Here is a 21,876-nt window from a genome sequence, read left to right on the forward strand (position 1 = left end):
CATGCTCGATAAAGGCGTGACCCGTTACGACTGGACGGCCGCGCCGCTTTCTATCAGCCCATTGATTTGCTCGTCAGAAACGCCCCACGCTGAAAGGACGGCCCGAGTGTCTGCGCCGAGGACGCGCGGCCCGAAATTGATAGCGCCCGGCGTGCGCGAAAATCGCGGCGCCGGCGACGGCTGAACAACATCATTCGTGTGCGTGAATGTCCCACGGCGTGTATTGTGTAACGCGCCGGGCGCTTCGGCGAGCGTATGGACAGGCGTGAAACAGGCCTCGGCGCCTGCGAACGCTTGCTCCCATTGCGTGCGCGTTCGAGTTGCGAATATCGCATCCAGACGATCAATCATCTCCGGCCATTTGCCTGGATTATAAGGCGATGCGAACAGCGCATCGTCAGACAGCCCTAGCACGTCGATAAAGTTAAAATAAAATTTCGGTTCAATTGCACCGACGCACACGAATTTGTTGTCGCTTGTTTTGTATACGCGATAAAATGGCGCGCCTCCGTCGACGAGGTTCGCCTCGCGCCGGTCGCGCCATAGACCGGCGTTGAACATTGAATAAGTGAGCGCCATGGTCATCGCTGCACCGTCGATCATGGCCGCATCGACAATCTGCCCTTTGCCTGACCGTTTTGCTTCAAACAGTGCACAGACAAGGCCGAAGGCGAGCAACATGCCTCCGCCAGCGAAATCACCAACCAGATTTAACGGCGGAATCGGACGTTCCGCAGTGCCCGTAGCATGCAATGCGCCCGTCAGCGCAATGTAATTTATATCGTGCCCAGCTGTCTGAGCGAGCGGCCCGTCCTGACCCCAACCCGTAATCCGGCCATAGACGAGCGCTTCATTCGCCGCCATACATTGCGACGGTCCAAGTCCGAGCCGTTCCATAACGCCAGGCCGGAACCCTTCAATTAGTCCGTCCGCGTCCTTGCACAAATCGAGAATGACATCGACCGCAGCTGGATTTTTAAGATCAAGTGCGACGGAACGTCGATTGCGATTCAATATGTTCTTGTCATAATCAAGAGGAGGGGATTCATCACTGGCCTGTGTGCGATCGATCCGGATCACTTCGGCTCCCATATCAGCCAGCATCATGGCGCAGAAAGGCCCCGGAGCAAGACTTGCAATCTCGATAATTCGGATGCCCTTCAAAGGCCCGGATACGCCATCTTCTACAGCCACTTGCAGCTCCTATTTATGCACTTTATGCAATTCGCAATGAATACTGACACCAGAGTTTATTCACGCTGTTTGAAGACGCTCAATTTTCTAACCCTTTCTGACGGGTGGTTTGTAGAGGGGGACGTCAGGGTCTGTGAGCAGATTTAGATCGCACACGCCGCCGGTGGAGACGAGACGCCGGCCTTGCGCGTAATCGCGAGTGGCGTTGACGCAGTCGAGAGCGATGACGCGGCTGTTCTTCAGATAGACCACGGAGAAGGAGCGGCTGTCGGGATCGCCGCGAACCAGTGCTTGGTCATGGCCGGTTGAAAGACCTGCGGTCTGCAGTTTGAGGTCATACTGATCGGACCAGAACCAGGGAACCGCGTCGTAGGGTTTAGGAGACCCCGCAATCGCCGCGGCGGCGGCTGCCGCCTGATCATGAGCATTCTGCACCGATTCAAGGCGGATGACTGCGCCTCCGGCATGTCGGTTAGCATGAGCGGCGCAATCACCGGCGGCATAGATGTCCGGCAGGCTGGTCCTGCAAAATTCATCGACCTTCACGCCGCCGAGCGCGCCCTCGGCGCCGGCCGCAATCAGCGGTTCGACCTCCGGCGCAATGCCAATCCCGACGATCACGAGGTCCGCCGGCAGGTCGGCGCCGCCGGCGAGACGCACCCCCGCAGGGCGGCCGCCCTGCTCGATGATCGCATCAACCTTTGCGCCGAGCCGGATGTCGACGCCCCGGCTGCGATGCTCGCCCTCATAAAAGTCCGACAGCGCCGGCCCCGCCACCCGCGCCAGCAGCCGGTCCTGGGCTTCAAGCACGCAGACGCGTTTGCCCATGCCAACCAGTACCGACGCCGCTTCGAGACCGATATACCCGCCGCCTATGATGACGATGTTGTTTGCGCCGCCAAGCTCGGCGCGGATCGCATCCACATCCGCACGCATACGGATGACATGTATGCCGGCAAGATCGCCGCCCGGCGCCGGCAGCCTCCGCGGCGTTCCGCCCGCCGCCCAGATCATCTTGCCGTAAGTAATCCTTTCGCCATTCTCGCAGCGCGCTTCATGAGCCGCAGGATTGACTGCGACGATCCTTCGCCCCCGAAGTAGATCGATATTCAGCTCGGCCCAGGCCTCTTTCGGGCGCATCAGCATGCGCTCGAACGGCTCCTCGCCGGCGAGATAAGCCTTGGATAGGGGCGGACGCTCATAGGGAGGATCAGCCTCCGCCCCCGCCAGCGCAACCGCGCCGGCAAATCCAAGCTTGCGCAGCATCAACGCCGCCTGCGCCCCGGCATGCCCGGCGCCGGCGATTAGCACATTGGTCGTTGTCTTTTCCATTCTAGTCGCACGGTCCTTTACATAATCTAATAAGCGGAAACGCACTTTCTCATCGAGTCCACGCACCAACCTAGCGATGGTGCATCATACCCTGTTGATATGGCGTGGCGCGACGCCAACGTAATTTGACAAGGGCCTAATGAGTTTGTTGTCGGCGAGCTGCTCCATCACATGCGCAGTCCAGCCCGTGATCCGGCTCACCACGAAGATCGGCGTGAACATCGGGATTTCAAACCCCATCAGATAATAGGCCGGACCGGCGGGGAAATCGAGATTCGGATAAATCCCTTTCTCGGCCACCATGGTCTCATCGAGAATGCGGCACATCTCCCAGTATTTTTTAGCTTCGTCAGTTCCGATCACATCGACCATCTTTTTGTAGGCCCCGGTCATGGCCGGCACGCGGCTGTCGCCGGACCGGTAAACACGGTGGCCGAAGCCCATGATTTTCTTCTTGGTTGCAAGTGCGTCGAGCATCCATTCCTTCGCCGCCTCGGGCGAGCCCATCTCTTTCAGCATGTGCATCACCGCCTCGTTGGCGCCGCCATGTAGCGGGCCCTTCAGCGAGCCGACGGCGCCGGTCACGGAGGAATAGATGTCCGACATGGAGGACGCGATCGTCCGCGCTGTGAAGGTCGAAGCGTTGAAGGAGTGTTCGGCATAAAGCGTCATCGAAATGTCGAAACATTTGACGACCTCGGGCGCCGGAACTTTGCCGAAACACATGTGAAAGAAATTTTCCGAGAAGGCGAGGTCCTTCGTCGCCGGGATAGGCCCCTTGCCGTTGCGCAACCGGAACGTCGCCGCGACGATTTCCGGAATCGTCGCATACATGCGGATCGACTTCCGCATCAGCCCCTCGGGCGAGGAATCATCCGTAGTCTCGTCCTCCTGTCCGAGAAACGAAATCGCGGTGCGGAGCGTATCCATCGGATGCGCGCTCGGGTTGAACAGCGCCATGACCTTGTAGAGGTCAGCGGAGAGACCGCGTTCTTTTTTCTCGGCCGCATTGAATTCATCAAGCTGGGCCTGCGTCGGCAGTTCGGCGTTCCAGATGAGATAGGCGACTTCCTCGAACCGGCATTGCGCCGCAAGATCCTGCACCATGTAGCCGCGATAGGTGAGCGAGTTGATCTCCGGCATCACTTTCGAGATTGCCGTGTCGTCCGCCAGAACGCCCGCAAGACCGTATTTGACATTACCCATGTTATTCATTTCCGCCGGGATATTTGGAGTGCCTGTTTGCCATTACACCAACTGCCTGAATTGATGTGGCGAAGTGTGAATTAATTGGCGCGAATCGCGCCGTCGTCGGAGAGCTCAATATAACCGAATGCAGGTGCTTCGAAGAAATTTAACAAACCCCATCTCGTTTTGTTTATGGACGTCAAGAGCGTGGGTGAAATCAGTCACCTGCCCTCATTCGCGCGCGAGAAAGTCAGCGACCAGCAGATTGAACCGGTCCTTGTGCTCGATCTGTGTCCAGTGGCCGCATTTGCCGAACAGGTGAACTTCGGACGTCTTGATGAGATCGAACAGCCGCAGGCTGTTGCTCATCGGCAGGACACGGTCTTCCCGCCCATGCAGGATCAGCGTTGGACAGGCGATTTGCGCAATCTCCTCTTCCGGCGTAGAAAGCGCCGTGATGTGTTGTTGGCGCGGCGCCGGGAACATGGCGCTGAAGGCCTCGTGAAAGCCCCGCTGGATGCTCGCCCGGTAGCGCATTTCAGCAAGCTCGTCTGAGACGAGCGAGTTGTCATAGGCGAAGATGTCAAGCATTGCACGCATCGCCGCGACCGACGGTTCATAACCCCACACCTTGTCGAGCGCTTCGGTCAGTTCGAATTCAAGGCCGGCCGCTCCCATCAACACCATGCGTCGGACCCGGTCCGGATGATGAACCGCCATGGAGAGCGCGAGCGCGCCGCCGAAAGAGTTGCCGATAATATCAAATTCCTGAAGCCCGAGGGCGTCGGCAAGATCCATCAGATGCCCGCGCCAGCGCTGCATATTGTAAACGCCGTCCGCCGGCCGCTCTGTGTAGCCAAAGCCCAGCATGTCCGGCGCAATTGCGCGCACGCACTCCGACAGCACCGGCAGATTGAGCCGCCAGTTCGCCCAGGCCGTCACGCCGGGCCCCGAACCATGAATCAGGATCACCGGGCGCCCTTCGCCCAGATCGTGATAATTGGTCTTAACGCCGCCGGCGTCGATGGACTTGCCGATCTCGGGATTGTCACTCATTTTTTTATCCTTTTGCGTCGCCGCTTGCTAATTTTGCTCGTTCTTCGGCTTTCGACACGCCTGCGGCGGCGAAATGTTCAGGCGGCACCTCGCGGATGATCACGCGCACAGACTGTATTGGCGCATGGACCGCACGCACCGCCGCATCGGTCAGTTCACGGATCAATTCCGATTTTTCTTCCGCCGTGCGCCCTTCCAGCATGGTGACGTCAATAATCGGCACAGACCTTACGCCTCCACATTGATCGAGACACCGCCGAGATTTTGCACCTCGAGGCTGATCGTTTCCCCGACGCTGGCGGGATGCGCCGCCGTCGCTCCGCCGGCCATGACGATATGACCGGGCTCCAGCGCCTCGCCCCATTCGGCCGTCATGCGTGCGGCGGCAACGAGCGAGCGCACAGGATGGCCGAGGATCGCCGCGGACGAACCGATCTCTTTCGGCCGTCCGTTCACGGACAGCACCATGCCGAGATTGGAACAGTCGATCTGCGCAGACCGCCACGCGCCAATAACGAGGCCCGAAGACGAGGTATTGTCGGCGATCACGTCCGGCAGCGCGAACTTGAAGTTCTCATAACGGCTGTCGATCACCTCCATCGCCGGCGCGATCGCCTCAACCGCGGACATCGCCTCCAGCGCGGAAACCTTTCCCGACAGCCGTTTCTTCAAAAGGAACACGATTTCCGGCTCAAGACGCGGATGCACAAAAGCCGACTTCTTCAGGATCCCGCCTTCCACCAGCAGCATGGCGTCGGTAAGCCGGCCCCAGGCCGCCTCGTTTACGCCGACCTGAACCATCTTGGCCCGGCTGGTCAGCCCCATCTTGACGCCGATGCGTTTTTCGCCCCGGGCGATCCGCCGCGCTACGGACAGGTCCTGGATCGCATAAGCATCCGAAACCGATAAATCAGGATGGTCTTTCGTCAACTGCGGGATCGCACGCGCTTCGCGCTGCGCCTCGTCGACAACGACGGCCAGTTCTTCAAGACCCGCCATCTACGCCGCTCCCGCCTGCTCGCGCTCGTTCAAAATATCGAGCGCGACATCGACGATCATGTCCTCCTGGCCGCCGACCATGCCGCGACGCCCCAGCTCGACCAGGATGTCGCGCACATCGACGCCATATTCTTCCGCCGCTTTCTCCGCATGCCGGAGGAAGCTCGAATAGACGCCGGCATAACCGAGCATCAAGGTTTCCCGGTCGACCCGCACCGGGCGGTCCTGAAGCGGGCGCACAAGGTCTTCCGCCGCATCCATCAGTTTGAACACATCGCAACCGGTGTGCCAGCCCTTGCGCTCGGCCGCCGCGACAAAGACTTCCAGCGGCGCGTTGCCCGCCCCCGCGCCCATGCCGGCCAGCGAAGCATCCACCCGCCGGGCGCCCTTCTGAACCGCCACAATCGAATTGGCGACGCCGAGCGAGAGATTGTGATGGGCGTGCACGCCGCGCTCGGTTTCGTCCTTCAGCACCTTATTGTAGGCGTCGAAACGCGCCCCATAACCGTCCATATCGAGGGCGCCGCCGGAATCGGTCACATAAACGCATTGCGCGCCGTAACTCTCCATGAGCACAGCCTGTTCAGCGAGCTTCTCCGGCTCGACCATATGGCTCATCATCAAAAAGCCAACCGTATCCATGCCGAGATCGCGCGCCGCACCTATATGCTGTTTCGCGACATCGGCTTCTGTGCAATGGGTCGCCACCCGCACCGAGCGCACGCCGAGATCATAAGCGCGCTTCAGATCGGTGATCGTGCAGATGCCAGGCAAGATCAGCGTCGTCACCACGGCCCGGTCGACCGCCTCGGCGACAGCCTCGATCCATTCCCAGTCCGTATGAGCGCCGAACCCGTAATTGAAACTAGACCCGCGAATGCCGTCACCATGGGCGATCTCGATCGCATCGACCCCGGCCTCGTCCAGCGCCTTCGCGATCTTCGCCACATGATCGACGCCATAGAGGTGGCGGATCGCATGCATGCCGTCGCGCAGGGTCACATCCTGCACATAGATTTTTTCCTTTGTCGGATCCTTGATCAGCCCGCTCACGCCGCCGCCTCCGCCAGATGCTTCATCATGCGTTCGCCAATGGTCAGAGCCGCCGAAGTCATGATATCGAGATTGCCCGCATAGGCCGGCAGGTAATGCGCCGCCCCCTCCACTTCCAGGAACACCGTCACCTTGACGCCTTCAAATTCTCCAAGCTCTGGAATCTTCAGTTTTCGATTGCCGCCAAAACGCTCAAACTGCACTTTCTGTTTCAGACGGTAGCCGGGGACATAGTCCTGGACCGCCGCCACCATGTCCTTGACCGATTTCTCGATCTCTTCTTCCTTGCCGCCCATGGAGAATGCATAAACCGTGTCGCGCATGATCAGCGGCGGCTCGGCCGGATTGAGGATAATGATCGCCTTGCCATGCTCGGCGCCGCCCAGCACTTCAACGCCCTTCGCCGTCGTCTCGGTGAACTCGTCAATATTCGCCCGCGTGCCCGGCCCCGCTGACTTCGACGAGACCGACGCCACAATCTCCGCATAGGGAACACGCTCCGACACCCGCCGCACCGCATGGACGATCGGGATCGTCGCCTGACCGCCGCAGGTCACCATATTAACGTTTTGCTTGTCGAGATGTTCCTCGGCATTCACTACCGGGATGCAATACGGACCGATCGCCGCCGGCGTCAGGTCCACCATCCGCTTGCCGTCGCGCTTGCAAAGCTCGTTATGATATTCGTGCGCTTTCGCCGAGGTCGCATCGAACACCACTTCGATATCTTTCCATACAGGCATCTTGACGAGACCGTCCATGCCCTCATGGGTCGTTTCAACGCCCAGTTTCCTGGCGCGCGCTAACCCGTCCGAATCCGGATCGATGCCCACCATGACGCCCATCTCCAAGACATCCGACGTCCGCATCACCTTGATCATCAAATCGGCGCCGATATTGCCCGACCCGACAATCGCGCATTTCACCTTGCCCGCCATTCAACTCACCTTTCCCGTCATTCCGTAAAAAACGCCGTCACGGAACCGAGCCCGTTGACCCGCGCCGTCACCGCATCGCCCGCTTCAACGCCCGCCATGGGACCGAGCGCACCCGTCAGCACAATATCGCCCTTGCCAAGAGGGCGGCCTTCCTTCGCCATGACCTTCGCCAGCCACAAACACGCCGTCACCGGACTGCCCAGACACGCCACGCCAGCCCCGACTGAAATCGGCTCGCCGCGCCGCTCCATCATCATCCCGCACAGTCGCAAATCAATCTCCGACAGACGCCGCGGCGCGTCGCCCAGCACAAACACCCCGCTCGAGGCGTTGTCTGCAATGGTGTCGTGAATGCGAATGTCCCAGCCCTTTACACGGCTGCCGACAATCTCAATCGCCGCAACCGCATAGTCCACCGACGCCACAATATCCGCCGATGTCAGCGTTTCCGCATTGAGATCATCGCCCATGATGAACGCAATCTCCGCTTCCACCTTCGGCTGCATCACCGCTGTCACGGAAATCTCCGACCCGAGCGGCATGTCCATATCGTCAAACAACATTCCGTAATCGGGCTGATCGACGCCCAGCTGGGCCTGCACTGCTTTGGCCGTCAGCCCCGTCTTGCGCCCGACAAGCCGGCGCCCCTGGCCAAGCCGGCGCTCTGTGTTGACCTCCTGAACGCGGTACGCCGCGTCAATCCCAAGCTCCCCGATCAGATCACGCACCGCCGCACAAGGCTCGCCCGAACGCGAAGCATCCCACAATCGGTCAGCCGCTTTTTGTATTTTATCTTTCATCGCCAACGCCCGTTCAGAACTTCACACAGATATTCTCAAGCTCGGTGTAGAACTCGAGCGAATGCACGCCGCCCTCTCGGCCGACGCCGGACGCCTTGGCGCCGCCAAAGGGCGTGCGCAAATCCCGCAGGAACCAGCTGTTCACCCAGCAGATACCTACATCAAGTTGTCGCGCAACACGGTGAGCCCGGGAAAGATTATCAGTCCACAAAGAAGCGGCAAGGCCGTAATAAGTGTTATTGGCCCGCGCGATAACTTCGTCCTCTTCGTCAAAAGGCAGGAGCGCACAACAGGGGCCGAATATCTCCTCCACGACGACACGAGAATCATCGGCAAGCCCTGTCCAGATCGTCGGTTCGATAAAAAATCCGTTCTTCTCCGCACCGCTCATCGCCGGCATGCCGCCGCCGGTGACGACTGTCGCGCCCTCCTCCGCCGCCAGCTTGTAATAGGACAGCACTTTTTCCCGGTGTTCAGCGCTGATCAGCGGTCCGAGGCTCACGCCCTTGGCAGACGGCCCGCCGAGTTTCAGCTTTTCCACACCAGCCTTCAGGCGCGCCGCAAATTCGTCGAAAACAGGGCGCTCAACGTAAACACGCTCCGTGCCAAGACAAACTTGCCCGCAATTGGCGAAGACTGAGCGCATAGTCCCCTCAACCGCCTTGTCCAGATCGGCGTCCGCAAACACGATGGCGGGGTTCTTGCCGCCAAGCTCCAGCGATACAGGACGCACGCCCGTCCCAGCCGCTTTCATGATCGCCTCACCGGTGCGCGTCTCCCCGGTGAAGGTTATGCCGTCGACACCGGGGTGAGACGTCAGGAACTCGCCGGCCGATCCCGGTCCAAATCCGTGAACAACATTATATACGCCCTTCGGCACGCCCGCCTTGTTCATCACTTCGCCGAGCAACGTCGCGGTCGCCGGCGTTTCTTCAGATGGTTTCACCACCACCGTATTTCCACAGGCCAACGCCGGTCCGACCTTCCACGTCATTAACAAAAGCGGAAAATTCCACGGACAAATGACCGCAATCACGCCGCGCGGCTTGCGAAGGGAATAATTGATGGCGCCCGCGCCGTCCGGCGTCGCCGTCTCGAAAGACTCTCCTGAAATCGTCCGAATCGTGTCGGCGAACATCCTAAAATTCGCGGCGCCGCGCGGAATATCAATATGGGAGGCAAGCGATCGCGGCTTTCCCGTATCGGTTATTTCCGCCTCAAGAAAATCGTCAAATCGCGCAGTGATTTCGTCCGCCACCGAAATCACAAGATCGATCCTGTCCGCAACGCTCAATACGCCCCACCGGCCGTTCAGCGCCGATCTCGCTGCTGATACCGCCGCATCCACCTCCGTTTCACCTGCTTCATGAGCGACGGCATAAGTCTCGCCGGTCGCCGGCGCGACCACCGGAAACGTCTTCCCCGAAGCGCTCGGACGATAGGCACCGTCAATAAAATGCAAAAATTCCCGAAGCTCAGTCATCTACAACGCCCTTAATTCCCAGTTCTTACGCTTCATCCGCCGCAAGGACTTGTATCGCCGCAATGCCGGCTTTCGCGCAATCGATGTCCTGCTCTTCGGAACCGCCCGACACTCCGATCCCGCCTATGATCTCATCTTCAAAAATAATCGGAACGCCGCCTCCGAATAGCGCCACGCCTGAAAGCGACCGCAACCCCTCAAGAACCGCATCGTTGTCTTTCACCATCGCGTAAAGCGCGCCCGATTCCATCCGGAACCCAGCCGCTGTCGACGCCTTGTCGATTGCGATATCGGTTGACCGAAGAAACGCGTCCGCCGAGCGAAGAAACGCCGTCAACCGCCCAGATCTATCAACCACCGCCGCCGCAACCGGCGCACTGAGCTTCAGCCCATGCACCACGGCAGCCTCAACACCAACATGCGCCGCCTTGGTACTAACATCGCGGCGTATCACGCATATGTTGTCGCCATTCATCACGCGGTCTCCAGTGTATTTTCCATAAAGGTCCTAATCGCGGTCGCCTTTGCCATCCCACGGTAAGCTACCGGGTGCGGTCATAACGAGTTCGCGAACTTCATGTTTGCGAACTTTAAAATTTGTCGTACGAGGGAAATCATCTTCTGTAAAAAGGATGTGCTTTGGTGTTGATGGCCGGTTCAGCTTGTCACGGCAAAAGTCAATCAGCTCGCTGCCGGTAAGTTTGGCGTGCCCGTCGTGGCGGCGCACAACGGCGACCACGGCCTCGCCCCATTCCGGATGGGGGACGCCGACAACGCAGATATCGGCGACTCCCGGATGTTTGGCGAGGATCGCCTCGACAGCTGCAGGATAAACATTTACACCGCCCGAGATGATCATGAATTTTTGTCGGTCCAGAAGGTAAAGATATCCGTCCTCGTCAAGGCGGCCGATATCGTTCGTACGCAGCCATCCGTCGCGCAGCACTGCATCGGTCTGTTCTGGAAGGTTCAGATAATTCGTCATGATGGTCGGACCCCGCAACCAGATTTCGCCGGGTTCACCTGCCCGGACCGGCGCGCCATCCTCATTTCGGATGGAAATCTCGAAATGGGAAGCGATCCGACCGACCGAGGACAACAGCTCTGGCTTTTTTGACAAGGCGCGGCGATGATCTCCCGGCGATAGAAAGGCAACACCGCCCCAAGATGTCTCTGTCAGCGCGTAAACATTGATCATATCCTTGCCGAATGTCTCATGCACGCGCTTGATCAAGGCTGGCGATGCCGGCGACGACCCATAAATGATGAGACGCACTGAACTGAGATCGAAAGGCGTTCTTCTGTTGTCCTCAAGCGCCCAGTTCAACATGGTCGGCGCGAGCAGGAACGCCGTCACGCCCTGTTCCCTCACAATATCGAAAAATGTCGCGCGGTCGTAGTCGCCATCGGCAATGACATGGGTCATGCCGTTACCAAGACCAAGAAACGCGAGCACAACTGCGACCCACGCATTTCCCGTCGGTAGGAGAAAACGGTCATCGCGTACAAAACCGAACTCCGCCAACGCATGGAGAATTGTCGCGGCAATCGCACCGTGGGTTAACACCGCCCCCTTGGGCGTCCCCGTCGTGCCGGACGTATAACTGTACATCAGAGCATCTGCGGCGGCTAGCGGGGGCAGGTCGGGCGCGGCGCAGGCGTCGCCAATCATAGCTGCGAGATCTGCATCGAAATCATGTTCGCCGCCAAAGCCGATAGTCAGAATACTCAAAGTTCGTAAATCATCCCGGACATTCGAAAGGATATCGCGACATGATGCATGCACAAAAAGAAATTTCATTCCAGAATCAACGAATACATGCCGCAGTTCAGCCTCCGCATATCGCCGATTTACGCCAACGCGAATGGCTCCGATTTTCATGCAGGCAAAGAAATGTTCGTATACTTCGATACATTCCGGCGCCATAATTCCGACGACGTCCCCGGCGGCAGACCCTTTTGCCTGAAGCGCTGCAGCGATCCGATCAGAGCGAGCATGCATATCACCCCAACTCGCACGCCGATCACCACAGATATAAGCTGTTTTGTTCGGGTTATTAACGCCTGTACGCTTAACTAGATCGCGCGGCAGGATTTCCAATCTGCCCAGAGGCTGGCCGTCGATATCGACTTTTATGTTTGAGTACAGCAGATTATTGATTACATCCCGTTTCATTTTTTCTCCCTCCCGATTTCCGCTTTTGCTCTTTATTTTATTGCAATGAGAAATGAACAGCCCCACTCCCTGTCCGAGCGAACACTACCGGATCGCCAACCTTAGGGGGCGGACCCTTCGGGGAATCCAGAAGCGCCGCCAGCCTGCACCCTTCCTCAAGCTCGACAAAAAGGACCGTATAGGGCGCCGCCAATTCAGACGTATACTGAGTATGAAAAACGGCGAAAGAATGAATACGCCCCTTGCCGGAGGCAGCCCTTAATTCAAGCGGACCGGAGCATTTTGGACATACCCGAGCCGCATAATCGGTTACGCCGCAGCCGCTCCGGCAGGAAAGGCAGCACAATTTGCCGGTCGCCGCCCGTTCGAGGATTTCGCTTACGTCCATATCGACGTTTTCAATACGGTTTGCACTGAGCCGGCTTCCCATTGCGTCAAATCTCCCTGTGCGGACTGACGGCCATTGCTGCATGATACTCCATTCGCCCGCCGAATCCGGTAACAAGACCAAGAGTTGTCTTAGACACCTGGCGCTCGCCGCCATAACCGCGGATCTGGATCACGGCCTCATGCACCGGCGTCATGCCTTGCAGGTAATAAGATGATAGGTGCCCGCCGCCCGTATTGGTCGGTAACGCGCCGCCGGGCCTTGTGGCGCCGCTGGCGATGAATTCCGCGCCTTCTCCCGCCGCGCAGAAACCATACCCTTCAAGCGCAAGGATTGTCGCGATGCTAAAAGCATTATAAAACTCGCAAAAATCAAACACATCCGGGGTCGCACCAAGCCCGGCCAGCAAATTGTGCGCCGCAATTTCCGCTCCCGTATGGATTTCGGGCTCTTCACTGGCGAAATTACGCGCGCCGGAATGGCCCTGCCCGAAGCCGTGTAGAAAAACAGGCGGTTTCGGACGATCTTTGGCATTGTCTGCAGACGATACAATAACGGACACAGCGCCATTTACTGGATACGCGCAATCGAACAACCGTAATGGCTCCACAATCCATCGTGAAGCAAAGTATTCCTCTTTTACAAGCGGTTTGCGGAGAAACGCCTTGGGGTTTCGCGCCGCCCATTCTCGATCCGACGCAGCAGCCTCATAAAGCGCATTGCTGTCGGCGCCGTACAAGTGAAAGTAACGCTGCGTCGCGAGTGCGAAGGCGCCCGTTGCGCCAATCAGCCCATGGCGTTCATCCCAACCTTCGAGTCCCGTCAAATTCATTGAGATCGAGTAGGCGGCGCCAGCGCCCGCCACGCCCACCGGCGCGTCAGAGAAAACGCAAAGGACGTTTGCAGCGATACCGGCTTCAATAGCCAGCGCTGCATATTGGATCATCTGTATAGCCGAACTGCCTTCCGCTTCTATCGACGCCAACAACGAGAGGTCGCCAAGGCAGAGATCCCGTTTGAGATGCAGCGGAAGAACGCTGCTGGGTTCAATTGGGCTCCTGTTCAGGAGCAAGCCGTCAATTTGGGACCTTTTCAATCCGGCATCGGCGACCGCGGCGAGGCACGCGTCGACAGCAAGCCCTCGCGCTGATTGGTCGGGTTTGCGCGAAAACGTACTTTCACCGAGCCCAATGACAGCCGCTTTCGCAGAACGGGTTTTATTTACATACATGCCAAGTGGCGAAACCTTTCACGCGAGATCAAATAATAAATGAAAGGCCGCGTACGGAGCCTTCGGAGTTCAGCAAAAAGATATGCTTACTGAACATTTTCAACCCTCCGTCTTTCCATCTGAGCTTGTGCTCAACTCGAGCAGGCCAGACTTCAAGCTCCTTAGTCGCCTGCCGGCGAAATTCATAAAGTACGACATTCGAACCGACGAAAAACTCGCCATTTTCAGCCTTCTCGATCTCGATATTTGAAATCAAGCGACGCATGCGGGACGGGGGCAATTGCGCATGGCGCACGCCGGTGTTCAGTTGTCGAATGCGTGTAGCCAGCCGCGTACGATTGTCGTTCAATATCGATACCTGATCGGAATCCGGTTCCTGAAATTCCTGCAATGGGATCCAATAGTGCATATCGTCATCGACAAGCGCTTCCCATTCCGAGTAGCGCGACTCATCGGCCAGCCGCGCCTCCTTGTAAAGAAAAGCCTCAACTTGAAGTCGGTCTTCAACGGAAATCATGTCCACGCCACGCTTTTGATAATTTCAAATCCGATTTCTGGTCATTTTTACACTATGCGACGGCGATTGCGCCGGATGTCGGAGCGCCGGGGTGCATCACGTTTCTGTAGTGACGCCAGAAACCGCGGTTTGGAGTCTCGTCGGTGAGATGGCTGGAAATCACGCCGTCACCAGCCACGACCTCCCGCTCGGCGCCGCGACTGAGGTCAAGCCAGCGTCCCTTGCCTTGAAGAGCGCGCTGAGCACGCTCGGCAATTACGCAGTCATCGGCGAGCAGAAAGGCGGTCGGCCCAAGCGCACCCTCGGATTGTCGCAAAATTCGTTTGTTGACATCGTCTTCAACCCCTTCGAGATACATCGGGGTATGAACATGAAGACAAATGCCCGGCGCCACCGGTTCGAAACGAACTATATTCATTTCGCCAAGAAACAGATTTGGAAAAATAACGGCGTGAGGCGGTCCATCCTTTAGTATCCGGCCGCCCTTTTCCTCGCCATATGCAGCCAGCAACGCCTTTGTGTATGATGGGTGGCGGCCTTCCGCGCAACCGAACCATTCCAGCGGTCTCGTATAGGACGGCGAGAAAAACAATTCCGTGTGACCATTACCCCAGTCTTTCGCCAGCGACTTCAGGCCTTCCTCGTCGTCAAGCACCGCTTCGTCATAATTAGAGCGAATCGCCTGCGCAAATGAAGGGTGCACAAAGTTGACATGATAGCCGTCGGTGTCGTTCTCCGGCAGCATTTTCCAATTGCAGTTAAACCGGTGCTGAACCCATCCGCCCGAGAGTCGAATTCGTCCAACGGGCGACATTTCAACGGCCCGATCAATCAGTTCCGTCGCGCGCCCCAGATGATCTAGCAGGGGCGGCGCATTCTCATTGAATGAGGCGAAAACAAACCCTTGGTAACTATCAACCAGCGGAAGCCGTTCGAGCCCGTGACAAGAGAAATCTCCTGTGAATCCACCAGGATAAGGAACGTCGACGAGAGCGCCTTTGGTGTCATACGCCCAACCGTGATACTGGCATACGAGCGCTTTCCTGTTACCTTTGTCTTCCTGACAGATAATGTTACCGCGATGCGCGCAACGATTCACAATGACAGAAATTTCGCCATCACGCGATCGGATGGCGAACACCGGCTCCCGGCCGACATTTCGTCTGACAAAATCCCCGGCATTCGGAATCTCTGAATCATGACAGATGAAAACCCAACCCATCCGAAAAATTTTGTTCAATTCGTCTTCAAAGACTCTTTTATCGGTATAAAGTGATGAGTGAACCCGTGCGTCGGTTATCAGCTTATCATACCGAAGGGATTTTGGCGTATCGGTTTGTTTCATCGTGCTTTTTTCTTCCTGATTCACGGTCGGAAAACCGGCTGACCCATTCTGTCAACGCTACATTATTAACTGAGCGCTTGATTAATTTAAGATAGATGACAGACTATTGTCAATAAGCTTTTGCTGCTTGCCCCCTTCTTTCAGCAGGGCCCTTGAGAACCTTAACGCAGGAAACCCCGAACATGATCGATCGAGATAAAGCGACCGAATCCCCGGCCGCCGCCAATTTCGCCGCTCTATCCCCGATCAGCTTTCTGACGCGTACGGCGGCTGTCTACGCCGATCTGCCAGCCGTGATTTACGGCGCCGAGCAGCGAACATGGGCTGAGACCGCCGCCCGATGCCATCGCCTGGCGAGCGCGTTGCGCGGCGCCGGCTTGAACCGCAAGGAAACAGTGTCAATCATCGCCGACAATATCCCTGCGTCGATTGAAGCATGTTTCGGCATTCCGATGGCGGGCGGCGTCATTAACGCCATTAACACCCGCCTCGACGCCGAAGCCGTTGCTTTCATTCTCGATCACGCCGAAACGAAAATATTCCTTGTGGATAGGCGTTACAGCGACTTGGCCGACGAAGCGATCAAAAATGCCGGGCGGGAAATGTTGGTCATTGACATTGAGGATCCGACATTTGACGAGTTGCCATCTTCCGCCACTCAGACCTATGAGGACTTCCTGAAATCAGGCTCCGGTGACACGATCTCACCGTCGGAACTGGATGAAGGCGATCCGATTGCGCTCAACTATACTTCGGGCACGACCGGCGATCCAAAGGGCGTCGTTTTGCATCATCGCGGCGCATACTTGAATGCGATAGGCAACGCGCTGTCCTGGCAGATGCCTCATTTTCCGGTTTACCTGTGGTCATTGCCCCTTTTTCACTGCAATGGCTGGTGTTTCCCCTGGACGATCGCACTGCAGGGCGGCGTCAATGTGTGCGTGCGCGGCGTGGAAGCGGAGATGCTTCTTTGCTTGATCAATGAGCATCAGGTTACGCATTTGTGCGGCGCTCCTATCGTCGTCAGAATGCTTGTCGATGCCGCAGCTGCAACCGAGAAATCAAGCGAGAAGCTTCGCGTCGCGGTGATGACGGCCGGTGCGGCACCGCCTGCCGCCTTGCTTCAAGTGGCGCAGGAAACCGGATTCGACATCACCCACACCTACGGGCTTACGGAGGTTTATGGCCCCTGCGCCGTTAATGCCTGGCGGCCGGAATGGAACGCCTTGTCGGTCGAACGGCAAGCGGAACTAAAGGCCCGTCAGGGAGTCGGCTATCCGATGGTCGAAGAAATGGTTGTGATGAATCCTGAAACCATGCAGCCGGCGCCGCAGGACGGCGAAACGCTCGGCGAAGTGATGTTCCGCGGAAACCTGGTCATGTCGGAATACTTCAAAAATCCTGAAGCCACCGATAAGGCGCTGGCCGGCGGATATTTTCACAGCGGCGACCTCGCGGTCTGCCATCCCGACGGCTATCTCGAAATCCGAGACCGGTCCAAAGATATTATTATTTCCGGCGGCGAGAATATCTCGAGCATCGAGGTCGAAGGCGTGCTGTATAAACATCCTGCCGTTTCGGGGGCCGCCGTTGTTGCCGCGCCGCATGAAAAATGGGGCGAGACGCCACATGCTTTTATCGAAACGGTCCCGGGCAAAGACGCTAACGCTGAAGAAATCATCGCGTTCTGTCGTGAGCGCCTCGCCCATTTCAAATGCCCAACTCGCGTGAGTATTCAAGTGTTACCGAAAACGGCGACAGGGAAAATACAGAAGTTTGAATTGCGCGCCCTCGCGAAAGCGGACTTTGCTGAAAATCCGGGCCGTTCCTAAAGCCGCTCACGATAATATTTTCTCATCCGTCCGACGACCGCGATTTCCAGATCTTCCTCGGCAAACGTTTTGCACGCCAAGGCAAACCCGGCCTTGACTTCGTCGGGCGAGATAACGTCGCGATTCATCTTGCCGACGCGATAACGGCCGAACAGAATTCTAATCTTGCAAACGCCGCAACCGCCGCCATGACATCCTGATGGGATCTTCTTTAGTCCCTGACGCCCCATTGCAGCGAGAACGCTTTCATCTGCTTTGCTAGCCGAAACACATCCTGCCTCCGGAATTGATATGCGAAAAGCCGCCACGCTTATCACTAGTCTGACCGCAGGCGCGGGCCGGCGCACCGTTCGCGCCTGCCCTTCTGCACCGCCTCGATTAGACGCTTCCGTAATGTGCTACTGACTTGCTGCAAAATTATCTTCGTCTGGTTGCGTTATTCTGCCGGAAGACACATCGACAAACACATCGCCATCTTCAACTTTAACATCGTATATTTTTACGGGCTTTGTGGCGGGAAGCTTGTCCGGCCATCCGGTCTTCAGGTCAAACGCCGATCCATGCAGAACGCATTCAAGTTGGCAGTTTTCGAGAAACCCTTCCGACAAACTCCAATTGCCGTGCGAACACTTGTCGGCGATCGCAAAAAACTCTCCATCGGAGTGACAGACCACAATCGCTTCTTCCGCGCCGTCGGGCGCGAACCGACTGACTTCGCCTTCGGAAATATCCGCACTACTACAAACTCTTACAAACACCATAAATCCCACCATCTCTTGGAAGCATGTATGTCGTGTAGATGCCGCCGACGCGCTTCAGCCAAACGCCTGACGAAGCGCAATGCTGCTTTATGTATAAACACCGACAAAACTTTCAATGACTTCCTGCTCGTAGTAAAAAAGTCCTTTGCCGAATTTATCCGTCGTCCAAACGCGCGTAGGATTGTCCGGATAAAAATGATACCCGCCCGAAAACGTTTCGTTGCGGTTGCCCGAAGGGTCAAAAAAATAAATCGTTTGCCCCCTCGTAATACCGTGCCGAGTCGGACCGATATCGATCTTGATATTGCGCCGCGCCATCAAGTCGGCCGCGTGCCCGATATCAGCCCAGGACTCCAACAGAAACGACGCGTGGTGGAGCTTGCTCTTCACCGGCGCCTTCAAAAAAGCAATGTCATGAGCTTTATTGGAGCAGGAAAGAAATATGGCTATATTCTCGTCATTCGGATCGACAACGCGTTCGGCAACGCTAAAGCCGAGACATTCGACCAAAATTTCAGCGGCGGCGTCGATTTCGTCGCCAAGCAACGCACAATGATCAAATCTTACAATGCGCATGCCCTTGGGCTCTTCCCTCCACAGTTCCGGATTTTCAGTCATTGGCCCGTTATCGGAGAGCGCCATGGCGTCATAAAAATCAAGCTTGTGCCCGGTCGGCATATGCACGCGCAACCGCTCGCCGACGCCGGGTTGCTCCTCCGGCTCGATCTTCTCATGCTTGACGCCTCGTTCATCGAGTTTACGGCTGAACTCCTCAACAGCGTCCTGTGACGCCATCTTAAACGCCACCACGTCGAGCCCTACGTTGTCAGCCTCGCGAAGCACTACGCTGTGGCGATCGAATTCATCAAAAGCCTTCAGAAAAACCCGCCCGTCATCGCGGGACACGAGATCGAGCCCCATATGATCACGGTAGTGAATAATCGCTTCTTCAATATCGAGCACGCGGAGCTGTATAAAACCGGGCCTCAAGACTGGTGAAATCATTTCATACCCTCCGTGTTCGACACGCGTTCTCCAACGTCGGCTCACTCACTCGAAGAACTCCTGCGCCATGATGAATGAGGCGGCCCACATTCAGATGCGCCGCCTCTAAAACTGGCCTAGTAGTTGTACTGCAACGTCAAACCATAGGTGCGCGGCGGCGCATAGGTGCCAAATGCGATCCGGTTACCTCGCTGCGTGAAGACGTGAGTGCGGTAGACTTCATCGGTGAAGTTTCTGACCCAGGCCTGAACCATCCACTTGTCATTATCCGAGTTCCAAGCGAGCCACGCGTCGCCAACCGTGTGCTCGGGAATGACGTCAAGCGGGTTGTTGTCCACATTCGTGTACGATAAGCTCTGATATTTCACGTTGACATTCGCCGTCAGGCTGCCGTGGCCGGAGCCAAGCTCGTGAATATACTGAACATGACCGCCACCGGAATGTTTTGGCGCCTGTCGCAAGAGGTTGCCAGTAAAGTCGCCGCCCCCGGAAATGTCCGGCGTGCCGAAGAAATTCTCGAACGTCGCGTCAAGATAGGAATAGAATCCGCCAACCTCAATATTATCGGTCAGCAGCGCAGTGAACTCCCCCTCGAAACCCATAATTTCGGCGTCAGCGGCGTTTTCGGTGATAAACTCACCCGCGCCTGACGTCGGCGGCTGGAAGAAGCGTGTAACCTGAAGGTCCTTGTAATCAACGTAAAAGCCGGAAAGATTGACGCGAAGCCGACTGTCGAGGAAGTCCCCCTTCATCCCGATTTCGTAGTTCGTCGCCTCTTCCGGCATAAACGGCGTTGTCGCGCCAGCAGCAGTCGTCGCCGCTCCGGTAAAGCCGCCACTCTTGAAGCCGGTCGAGACCGTGCCATAGATCAGCACATCGTCGACAATCTCGTAATCAATCGCTGCTTTCCATGAAAAATTATCCCAGTCATCATCACCCATTGATGGTGGAAATGCGGAAAGCACAAGCTGTAAGCTCGGCGATGCCGGAATTTCGTTGAAAGCGACAATCTCTTTTTCTTCGTAAGAGAAGCGTCCGCCCGCTGTCAGGCTCAGTCGATCCGTCAGGTCATATGTCGCTTGCGCAAACGCAGCAACAGCACGCCCTTGAAATAACATCGTCGCCGCCGCATAGTTCGGATCAAGCGACGCATCCGCAAGCGCTGTAAAAAAAATACCTTCTGTTCTGTCGATTTCCTCTATGCTTCCGAACGCGCCGACCACCCATTCTAGCGGGCCTCCCGAGTTAGAAGAAAGACGAATCTCTCCTGTGAATTGCTGTGAATCCTCCCAGACAATATCGCTGTTGTCGAAGGTGAATCCGATGCCCGGATCGCCCAACAGCAAATCGTTCGGATTGCCATTAGATCCAGTTAAATCAACCACCGGCGACGGCGGCAAACCCGTGTCGTCGTGGGAGAAATAATATTCGGACTCCCGATACGCGCCCATTGCGGTCAGCGTCGCAAATGAGAAATCCTTATTGATTTCAACCATTGCGCCGAAAACATTGCGTTCGCCGCCATTATCCTCTTCGCCGAGATAGGTGCGCACCGAGTCTGCACCACCAAGCGCAATGTCGACGGCAATGGGATCCGACGCGCAACCGCAATCGTGAAGCGGGCCGGCTGAGCCGACCGGTTGCCGATTAATATTGCCAAGTTCTTCGTCGGCGCCGTCAATGGACACGAGAACGCTCAAATCATCGGCGGCTTCCCACAGCGCCTGCGCGCGCCAGGCAAAAAGATTGTTACCACCAATTTCATCGCCCTGGCCCGGGCCAATCCAGCGGTCATAACCTTCAAATGCACGGCGGCTGAACGACAGTTTTGTGAACAAATTGTCAGTCAACGGCACATTGACCATGGCCGCAGTATCGAACTGGTCATACTTTCCGACCGTTTGACGCACTCGCACGCGGAACTCATCATCGGGCTTTCGGGTAATATAGTTGATGACGCCGCCGATCGAGTTCTTGCCGAACAGCGTGCCTTGCGGCCCGCGCAATACCTCAACGCGCTCGAGATCGAATATATCGACGTTTGAAGCGGACCGAGCGGCAATATAGACGCCGTCAACCATAACCAACGTTGAATCGGAAGCCCCAGCGCCATCCTCTTTCGTTCCAACGCCGCGAATGGAGATTTCCGGCTGACCTGGCTGGAAAGTATTGAAAGCAAGACCTGGCGTCACTTGGGCAAGGTCTGTCAGCGTGGTCAGTTGCCCCTGCTCCAGCGTTTCACCGGAAAATGCAGAAATGGAGATCGGAACAGACTGGGCCGTTTCTTCCCGCTTTTGCGCGGTGACGACTATGGTGTCGAGAGACCGGCGTTCGCCCGCCGCTTCAGGCGCCGCGTCATCAGTCTCCTGCGCGAACGCGGTCACCGGAGCGAGAATCGCCTGAGAGCTTGCCCCTATCAGCAGCACACGAATCGCATTGAAAAATCTAGTTTTTTCCGAACTCATTTTCATCCTCCCGGCTCGCGGTTTTCCGCTGAGCAAATAAACCTGCCCCGATTCAAGCAAGCACTTGATCAGGAATTTACCAAGCGCTTGATTAAGGCGACTGTGACGTTCTG

General features: G+C 56.9%; 21 protein-coding genes. 1 reads left to right on the forward strand and 20 read right to left on the reverse strand.

Annotation, left to right across the window (positions count from 1 at the left end; all coding sequences use genetic code 11):
- Positions 1 to 24 precede the first annotated feature (24 nt).
- From ACFOOP_RS02365 to ACFOOP_RS02440, 16 genes are all read right to left on the reverse strand, one after another.
- Positions 25 to 1,194 (reverse strand): CaiB/BaiF CoA transferase family protein, encoded by a 1,170-nt coding sequence (locus tag ACFOOP_RS02365; protein WP_379879260.1) that lies wholly within the window; start codon positions 1,192 to 1,194, stop codon positions 25 to 27.
- Positions 1,195 to 1,281: 87 nt separating this feature from the next.
- Positions 1,282 to 2,526, reverse strand: coding sequence for an NAD(P)/FAD-dependent oxidoreductase (locus ACFOOP_RS02370; RefSeq protein ID WP_379879261.1), 1,245 nt, complete (start codon positions 2,524 to 2,526; stop codon positions 1,282 to 1,284).
- An 84-nt stretch (positions 2,527 to 2,610) separates the two neighbouring features.
- Positions 2,611 to 3,732: a bifunctional 2-methylcitrate synthase/citrate synthase gene (locus ACFOOP_RS02375; RefSeq protein ID WP_379879262.1), complete on the reverse strand. Its 1,122-nt coding sequence runs from the start codon at positions 3,730 to 3,732 to the stop codon at positions 2,611 to 2,613.
- Positions 3,733 to 3,945: 213 nt separating this feature from the next.
- Positions 3,946 to 4,770: an alpha/beta fold hydrolase gene (locus ACFOOP_RS02380; protein WP_379879263.1), complete on the reverse strand. Its 825-nt coding sequence runs from the start codon at positions 4,768 to 4,770 to the stop codon at positions 3,946 to 3,948.
- A 4-nt stretch (positions 4,771 to 4,774) separates the two neighbouring features.
- Positions 4,775 to 4,993 carry a tautomerase family protein gene (locus ACFOOP_RS02385; protein WP_379879264.1) on the reverse strand — a complete coding sequence of 73 codons (219 nt, stop codon included), beginning with the start codon at positions 4,991 to 4,993 and terminating at the stop codon, positions 4,775 to 4,777.
- Between the two features lie 5 nt (positions 4,994 to 4,998).
- Positions 4,999 to 5,769, reverse strand: coding sequence for a 2-keto-4-pentenoate hydratase (locus tag ACFOOP_RS02390; protein WP_379879265.1), 771 nt, complete (start codon positions 5,767 to 5,769; stop codon positions 4,999 to 5,001).
- Positions 5,770 to 6,813 carry a 4-hydroxy-2-oxovalerate aldolase gene (dmpG, locus tag ACFOOP_RS02395; protein ID WP_379881486.1) on the reverse strand — a complete coding sequence of 348 codons (1,044 nt, stop codon included), beginning with the start codon at positions 6,811 to 6,813 and terminating at the stop codon, positions 5,770 to 5,772.
- A 5-nt stretch (positions 6,814 to 6,818) separates the two neighbouring features.
- Positions 6,819 to 7,760 carry an acetaldehyde dehydrogenase (acetylating) gene (locus ACFOOP_RS02400; protein WP_379879266.1) on the reverse strand — a complete coding sequence of 314 codons (942 nt, stop codon included), beginning with the start codon at positions 7,758 to 7,760 and terminating at the stop codon, positions 6,819 to 6,821.
- Between the two features lie 17 nt (positions 7,761 to 7,777).
- Positions 7,778 to 8,560 (reverse strand): 2-keto-4-pentenoate hydratase, encoded by a 783-nt coding sequence (locus ACFOOP_RS02405; RefSeq protein ID WP_379879267.1) that lies wholly within the window; start codon positions 8,558 to 8,560, stop codon positions 7,778 to 7,780.
- 13 nt (positions 8,561 to 8,573) lie between these two features.
- Positions 8,574 to 10,043: a 2-hydroxymuconic semialdehyde dehydrogenase gene (locus tag ACFOOP_RS02410; protein ID WP_379879268.1), complete on the reverse strand. Its 1,470-nt coding sequence runs from the start codon at positions 10,041 to 10,043 to the stop codon at positions 8,574 to 8,576.
- Positions 10,044 to 10,068: 25 nt separating this feature from the next.
- Entirely contained in the window at positions 10,069 to 10,518 is a 450-nt protein-coding gene (locus tag ACFOOP_RS02415) for a GlcG/HbpS family heme-binding protein (RefSeq protein WP_379879269.1), read from the reverse strand.
- A gap of 33 nt (positions 10,519 to 10,551) precedes the next feature.
- Positions 10,552 to 12,285 carry a class I adenylate-forming enzyme family protein gene (locus ACFOOP_RS02420; protein WP_379879270.1) on the reverse strand — a complete coding sequence of 578 codons (1,734 nt, stop codon included), beginning with the start codon at positions 12,283 to 12,285 and terminating at the stop codon, positions 10,552 to 10,554.
- A complete protein-coding gene (locus ACFOOP_RS02425) occupies positions 12,257 to 12,763 on the reverse strand; it encodes a Zn-ribbon domain-containing OB-fold protein (protein WP_379879271.1) in 507 nt (168 codons plus the stop codon). The genes ACFOOP_RS02420 and ACFOOP_RS02425 overlap by 29 nt, the downstream gene beginning before the upstream one ends.
- Positions 12,654 to 13,553: a thiolase family protein gene (locus ACFOOP_RS02430; RefSeq protein ID WP_379879272.1), complete on the reverse strand. Its 900-nt coding sequence runs from the start codon at positions 13,551 to 13,553 to the stop codon at positions 12,654 to 12,656. The genes ACFOOP_RS02425 and ACFOOP_RS02430 overlap by 110 nt, the downstream gene beginning before the upstream one ends.
- A gap of 313 nt (positions 13,554 to 13,866) precedes the next feature.
- The gene (locus ACFOOP_RS02435) at positions 13,867 to 14,355 is read right to left on the reverse strand and encodes an aromatic-ring-hydroxylating dioxygenase subunit beta (protein WP_379879273.1); all 489 of its coding nucleotides are present in this window, start codon (positions 14,353 to 14,355) and stop codon (positions 13,867 to 13,869) included.
- Between the two features lie 52 nt (positions 14,356 to 14,407).
- A complete protein-coding gene (locus ACFOOP_RS02440) occupies positions 14,408 to 15,595 on the reverse strand; it encodes an aromatic ring-hydroxylating oxygenase subunit alpha (RefSeq protein ID WP_379879274.1) in 1,188 nt (395 codons plus the stop codon).
- A 287-nt stretch (positions 15,596 to 15,882) separates the two neighbouring features.
- On the opposite strand from ACFOOP_RS02440, the gene ACFOOP_RS02445 reads away from it, so the two are divergent.
- On the forward strand, positions 15,883 to 17,532 hold the full coding sequence (locus tag ACFOOP_RS02445; RefSeq protein WP_379879275.1) for an AMP-binding protein: 1,650 nt from the start codon (positions 15,883 to 15,885) through the stop codon (positions 17,530 to 17,532).
- On the opposite strand, the gene ACFOOP_RS02450 is transcribed toward ACFOOP_RS02445, so the two are convergent.
- The 4 genes from ACFOOP_RS02450 to ACFOOP_RS02465 form a co-directional block, all read right to left on the reverse strand.
- Positions 17,529 to 17,840 (reverse strand): 2Fe-2S iron-sulfur cluster-binding protein, encoded by a 312-nt coding sequence (locus ACFOOP_RS02450; RefSeq protein WP_379879276.1) that lies wholly within the window; start codon positions 17,838 to 17,840, stop codon positions 17,529 to 17,531. The two genes, ACFOOP_RS02445 and ACFOOP_RS02450, sit on opposite strands and share 4 nt — an antisense overlap.
- Positions 17,841 to 17,930: 90 nt before the next feature.
- On the reverse strand, positions 17,931 to 18,293 hold the full coding sequence (locus tag ACFOOP_RS02455) for a bifunctional 3-phenylpropionate/cinnamic acid dioxygenase ferredoxin subunit (protein WP_379879277.1): 363 nt from the start codon (positions 18,291 to 18,293) through the stop codon (positions 17,931 to 17,933).
- Positions 18,294 to 18,380: 87 nt separating this feature from the next.
- Complete coding sequence (locus ACFOOP_RS02460; protein WP_379879278.1) at positions 18,381 to 19,298, reverse strand: catechol 2,3-dioxygenase; 918 nt, start codon at positions 19,296 to 19,298, stop codon at positions 18,381 to 18,383.
- 116 nt (positions 19,299 to 19,414) lie between these two features.
- Positions 19,415 to 21,763, reverse strand: coding sequence for a TonB-dependent receptor (locus tag ACFOOP_RS02465; protein WP_379879279.1), 2,349 nt, complete (start codon positions 21,761 to 21,763; stop codon positions 19,415 to 19,417).
- Positions 21,764 to 21,876: the final 113 nt, after the last annotated feature.

The sequence above is a fragment of the Hyphococcus aureus genome (genome assembly GCF_042643165.1).
GTDB lineage: Bacteria > Pseudomonadota > Alphaproteobacteria > Caulobacterales > Parvularculaceae > Hyphococcus > Hyphococcus aureus.